The sequence below is a fragment of the Motilibacter deserti genome (assembly GCF_011250635.1).
Lineage (GTDB): Bacteria > Actinomycetota > Actinomycetes > Motilibacterales > Motilibacteraceae > Motilibacter_A > Motilibacter_A deserti.
The window spans coordinates 1-3,971 of sequence record NZ_JAANNP010000140.1 but is presented as its reverse complement, the minus strand read 5'-3'; the positions used below and the strand labels follow the sequence as shown (position 1 = coordinate 3,971).

Genomic DNA, 3,971 nt, shown 5'->3' with positions numbered 1-3,971 from the left:
CCCCAGCCCGAGCAGGACGCTGGTCACGATGAGGGGCACGGCCGGGCCGGTCGTCGTCAGCAGCAGCGAGAGCAGCAACGGCCCGCCGATGAAGATCGTCTCGACCGCGACCGCGTCGAGGGCGTAGCCCGCCCGGCGCATCGCCTCGTCGGGGAAGATCACCCGCCACGCGGCGCGCATCGCCGGCGAGAGCGGCGGGAAGAAGCCACCGCTCGCAGCGGCCAGCACGATCAGCACCGGGACCGGCGCGTCCGCCGCCGCGACGAGCGCCAGCACGGCCAGCAGCAGGGCCGACACGACACCGGTGGGCGCGATGACCCGGGGCTGGCCGAGCCGGTCGAGCGCCCGGCCCCACAGCGGCGACCCGACGGCGGTGCCAAGGGCGTAGGCGCCGGTGACGAGGCCGGCCTCGCCGTAGTCGCCGCGCACCTCGTTGACGAGAAGCACCGCGGAGAGCGGCGCCATCGAGAACGAGAGCCGCGCCACCACCGCCGCGAGGAACGGACGAGCCGCACGCCCGGTGCGAAGGACCTGGACGTACCCGGAGAGACCACCTGCTGACACGACGTACGAGTGTGCCAAGCCGCGGCGGCCCGGCCCAAGGAGTTATCCCCCGGCGCACGAGCGGGGGTTGCTGACCCGCACCGTCGAGGCGGGATGGCGGAGCAGCGCGTCCGGCCGCCGGCCCGGGAAGAACGTCACGCTCTCACCGCGGCCCGGGCGGAACGTCACGCCCTCACGCCAGGAGCGCGAGAGCGTGACGCTCTGTCCGAGCGGTACGCGGCGGTCAGCCCGCGTTGAGCGGCGACGCGTCGCGGGCTGGCTCGAAGATCGCCGGCAGCGTGGCGGCGTGCGTCGCCCGCAGCTCCTCGACCGGGACGCTGAACTGCCCCTGTACGTCGAGGGTGTCGCCGTCGACGACGCCGATGCGCGTGTGCGGCAGCCGACGGGCGATGCACATATCGGTGAACCGCACTTCCTCCGACCGCGGCACGACCACGACGGCGCGGGCCACGGACTCGCTGAAGAGCGCGACGAACGGGTCGATGCCCTCCGGCAGCCACACCCGGGCGCCCCGCCCCTGTCGGATCGCCATCTCCACGAGCCCGATCGCGAGGCCGCCGTCGGCGAGGTCGTGCGCGGCGTCGAGCAGCCCGTCGCGCGAGGCGTTGATGAGCACCTCGGCGAGCAGCTTCTCCGCGGCGAGGTCGACCTTCGGCGGCAGGCCGCCGAGGTGCCCGTGCAGCGAGTGCGCCCACTCGGACCCGCCGAGCTCGTCGCGCGTCTCACCGAGCAGGTAGATCACGTCGCCCTCGGCGTCGAACGCCATGGGCGTCCGCCGGGTGACGTCGTCGATCACGCCGAGCACCCCCACCACGGGCGTCGGCAGGATCGCGACGTCGGCGGTGGAGTTGTAGAAGCTGACGTTGCCGCCGGTGACGGGGACGCCGAGCTCGAGGCACGCGTCGGCCAGGCCGCGCACGGCCTCCGCGAACTGCCACATCACGGCCGGGTCCTCGGGCGAACCGAAATTCAGGCAGTTGGTGACAGCCAACGGCTTGGCGCCAGTGGTGGCGACGTTGCGGTAGGCCTCCGAGAGCGCCAGCTGCGCGCCGGCGTACGGGTCGAGCCGCGCGAAGCGGCCGTTGCCGTCGGTGGCGATCGCGAGGCCGAGGTTGGTCTCCTCGTCGACGCGGAGCATGCCGGAGTCCTCGGGCTGGGCCAGGACGGTGCCACCGAGGACGTAGCGGTCGTACTGGTCCGTCACCCAAGCCTTGGACGCGACGTTCGGCGCCGCGACGAGCTTCAGCAGCTCGGCCCGGAGCTCCTCGCCGGTCGACGGCCGCGGCAGCGACTCGGGCCCGGAGGCCTGCAGCGCGTCCTGGTCGCCCGGGCGGGCGTAGGGGCGCTCGTAGACCGGGCCCTCGTGGGCGACGGTGCGCGGCGGGACGTCGACGATGCGCTCGCCGTGCCAGTCGATCTGCAGCCGGCCGGTGTCCGTGACCGAGCCGATGACGGTCGCGGGGATGTCCCACTTCTTGCACACGGCCAGGAAGCGCTCGATGTGCTTGGGCTCGACGCACGCCATCATGCGCTCCTGCGACTCGCTCATGAGGATCTCCTCGGGAGCGAGCGACGGGTCGCGCAGCGGGACGCGGTCGAGGTCGACGAGCATGCCGCCGTCACCGGCGCTGGCGAGCTCCGACGTCGCGCAGGAGATGCCGGCGCCGCCGAGGTCCTGGATGCCGACGACGAGGTCCTCGGCGAAGAGCTCGAGGCAGCACTCGATGAGCAGCTTCTCCATGAACGGGTCGCCGACCTGCACCGCGGGGCGCTTTGTCGGGCCCGTGGACTCGAACGTCTCGGACGCGAGGACCGAGACGCCGCCGATGCCGTCACCGCCGGTGCGAGCGCCGAAGAGCACGACGAGGTTGCCGAGGCCGGAGGCGTGCGCGAGCTTGATGCCCTTGCCGTCCTCGCCCGGCTTCAGCACGCCGACGCAGAGGGCGTTCACCAGCGGGTTGCCGGCGTACGTCTCGTCGAACACGACCTCGCCGCCGATGTTGGGCAGCCCGAGGCAGTTGCCGTAGCCGCCGACCCCGGCGACGACCCCCGGAAGCACCCTTCGGGTGTCGGGGGCGTCCGCGGGGCCGAAGCGCAGCGGGTCCATGACGCCGATCGGGCGCGCGCCCATCGTGAGCACGTCGCGGACGATGCCGCCGACACCGGTGGCCGCGCCCTGGTAGGGCTCGACGTAGGACGGGTGGTTGTGCGACTCGACCTTGAACACCGCGGCCCAGCCGCCGCCGATGTCGACGACGCCGGCGTTCTCGCCGACGCCGACGAGCAGCGCGTCGGTCTGCGGGGCCTTCTCGCCGAACTGGCGCAGGTGGACCTTCGAGGACTTGTAGGAGCAGTGCTCGCTCCACATGACCGAGTACATCGCCAGCTCGCTCGACGTCGGCCGGCGGCCGAGGATCTCGCGGATGCGGGCGTACTCGTCGTCCTTGAGCCCGAGCTCGCGGTAGGGCTGCTCGGCGTCGGGGGCGTCCTGCGCAGCCTTGACGGTGTCGGTCATGCGCTCACCAGGCTCGTCAGGACGGACGTGAAGAACCCGAGCCCGTCGGTCCCCGGGCCGGTCAGCTCCTCGACGGCGTGCTCGGGGTGCGGCATGAGGCCGACGACGCGGCCGTCCTCGGACGCGATGCCGGCGATGTCGCGGTAGGAGCCGTTGGGGTTGTCGCCGAGGTAGCGGGCGACGACGCGCCCCTCGCCCTCGAGCCGGTCGAGCGTGGCCTCGTCCGCCACGAAGCCGCCTTCGCCGTTCTTCAGCGGGACGACGATCTCCTGGCCGGCCGAGTAGTCCGACGTCCAGGCCGTCGACGCGCTCTCGATGCGCAGCCGCTGGTCCTTGCAGACGAAGCGGCGGACGTCGTTGCGGATGAGCGCGCCGGGCAGCAGGTGCGCCTCGCAGAGGATCTGGAAGCCGTTGCAGATGCCGAGGACCGGCAGGCCGCGCTTGGCGCCCGCGATGACCTCGCTCATGACCGGCGCGAACCGCGCGATCGCGCCGCAGCGCAGGTAGTCACCGTAGGAGAAGCCGCCCGGCAGGATCACGGCGTCGACCGACTTGAGGTCGGCGTCGCCGTGCCAGAGCGCCACGGGCTCGGCCCCGGCGATGCGCACGGCGCGGCGGGCGTCGCCGTCGTCGAGCGAGCCGGGGAAGGTGACGACGCCGATCCTCACGCGGGCTCCCCCTCCGGCAGGGAGACGGCGTAGTCCTCGATCACCGGGTTCGAGAGCAGCGTCTTCGCGGCCTCCTCGACCTTCGCGAGGACGTCCGGCGTGAGCGGGCCGTCGAGCTCGAGCTCGAACCGCTTGCCCTGGCGGACGCTTGTCACCCCCTCGAACCCGAGTCGCGGCAGGGCGCCGGCGATGGCCTGGCCCTGCGGGTCGAGAATCTCCGGCTT

At 72.8% G+C, this 3,971-nt stretch carries 4 protein-coding genes; all 4 read right to left on the bottom strand.

All coding sequences use genetic code 11. The annotated features are described in order from the left end of the window. Positions 1-564, bottom strand: a 564-nt coding sequence (locus tag G9H71_RS21415) for an MFS transporter (protein ID WP_166284801.1), incomplete at its 3' end; no start/stop codon positions are given. A 223-nt stretch (positions 565-787) separates the two neighbouring features. Further along, positions 788-3,079, bottom strand: coding sequence for a phosphoribosylformylglycinamidine synthase subunit PurL (gene purL / locus G9H71_RS21410; RefSeq protein ID WP_166284800.1), 2,292 nt, complete (start codon positions 3,077-3,079; stop codon positions 788-790). Further along, the gene (purQ, locus tag G9H71_RS21405) at positions 3,076-3,747 is read right to left on the bottom strand and encodes a phosphoribosylformylglycinamidine synthase subunit PurQ (RefSeq protein ID WP_166284799.1); all 672 of its coding nucleotides are present in this window, start codon (positions 3,745-3,747) and stop codon (positions 3,076-3,078) included. The genes purL and purQ overlap by 4 nt, the downstream gene beginning before the upstream one ends. Then, the coding region (purS, locus tag G9H71_RS21400) for a phosphoribosylformylglycinamidine synthase subunit PurS (protein WP_166284798.1) at positions 3,744-3,971 on the bottom strand (228 nt) is incomplete at its 5' end. The genes purS and purQ, both read right to left, overlap by 4 nt.